Source organism: Amycolatopsis sp. NPDC059657, from assembly GCF_042734395.1.
GTDB lineage: Bacteria > Actinomycetota > Actinomycetes > Mycobacteriales > Pseudonocardiaceae > Amycolatopsis.
This window is the reverse complement of sequence record NZ_JBHWEB010000267.1, coordinates 1-1,526: the sequence shown is the minus strand read 5'-3', so window position 1 is coordinate 1,526 and position 1,526 is coordinate 1. Positions and strand designations below refer to the sequence as shown.

Sequence of the window (1,526 nt, the reverse complement as noted above, 5' to 3'; positions counted from 1 at the left end):
CGATGACACCCCTTGTGTCAACCTCAAGATCAAAGTCAGGCTGCGGCCTGCTGTTCGGTGTCTCGTTGGGCGCCGCCGTGGCGGGTGGGGTTGTAGGTGGTGCCGTCCTGCCAGCAGCGCCAGATGACTCTGACCCAGGCGCGGGCCAGGATGCGGGTGGCGTGGGGGTGGTCTTTGCCGGAGGCGCGTGCCCGGTTGTAGACGTCGGCGGCCCAGGGGCTGGAGAAGCGGCTGTTGGCGGCGAAGGTAGTGATCGCCTGGCGCAGGCGTTTGTTGCAGGCCCAGCGGAAAGACACGCCGCGTTGTTTGCCGGAGGCCTTGGTGACCGGGGTGATCCCGGCCAAGGCCGCGACGGCGTCCGGGCCGGTGAAGGCGTCGCGGGCGTCGCCCCATTCGGTGAGGATCTGGGCGGCGTTGATGGTGCCGGCGCGGGGGAAGGAGCGGAAGATCTCCCCGTCGGGATGGGTGTCCATCTTCTCGCTGATGGAGCGGTCCAGGGCCTTGATCGTGGCGTTGAGCGCGGTCAGGACCGCGACCTGGGCCGTGACGGCGTCGGCGATGCCTCGGGCCAGATCGGGGTCGGTGGCTCCGGCCGGGGCGCCGCGCAGCCTGGCCAGCAGGACGGTGGCGGATTTCTTGCCCGAGTAGCCCTGTGCGGCGCAGAACGCGGCCAGCCGCTTCTCGGTCAGCGAGGTCGCCGACGCCGCGGTCGGGTACTTCGTCAGGAATGCCAGGGCGATCGCCGAGGAGATGTTCGCGAAGATCGCCTTGCCTCCGGGCCAGTGCGCGTCGAGCAGGGCGGCGAGCTGGTTGGTCGCGGCGATCCGGGCGTGCACCAGGTCGTCGCGGGTGCGCACGACGGTGCGCAGTGCTTTGGTGGCACCGGAATACGGTGCCGCGGGCCGCAGCCGGTGGGCACGCACGCGCAGGTAGTCGGCGATCACATGGGCGTCGCCGGGGTCGGATTTGGCGCCGGAGAGAACCTCGGCCTCGCGCCAGGTTTTGATCGCGTTCGGTTTGACCGGCACGACCGGATGTCCGGCCTGCAGCAGCGCGTCCACCAGGCGGCCGTCGGGGCGTTCGATCGCGACCGGCATGTGCTCGGCGTCGCCGAGCTTGCCCAGCCGGGTCCGCAGTGCGGCGAACCCGGCCGCGGTGTGGGCGACGGTGAACGCGGCGACCTTGCGGCCGGTCCGGTCCAGCACGCAGACCGCGTGCTCGGTCGCGGCCCAGTCGATCCCGACGAAGAACTGTGCGTCATCCAGCGACAACGTGGTCGCCTTCCTGCTCGATACGACAGGCAGGCGCTAGACGGAGGCGTGGGAACCGGCACTCGAGTGGTCACTAACCGGCGCTCTGTGGCGCGTCCCTTTGTCATCGATCAGCGGTTCCGGGGAAGCCGGGGGCGGCAGTGTCATCGAGGCCCACGAAAGGCGACCGACATAGGCCGTCACCCCGGCTTCCGCCTAGTTCCTACCACAAGCCCCTTCCAAGGGCCCGCACGGAAGAGGGTGCACTAGTGACCG

General features: G+C 69.8%; 1 protein-coding gene. It reads right to left on the bottom strand.

Going from position 1 to position 1,526, the window contains the following annotated elements; genetic code table 11:
* Positions 1-35: 35 nt before the first annotated feature.
* Positions 36-1,271: an IS110 family transposase gene (locus ACFV15_RS48145; RefSeq protein WP_378360239.1), complete on the bottom strand. Its 1,236-nt coding sequence runs from the start codon at positions 1,269-1,271 to the stop codon at positions 36-38.
* Between the last annotated feature and the right edge of the window lie 255 nt (positions 1,272-1,526).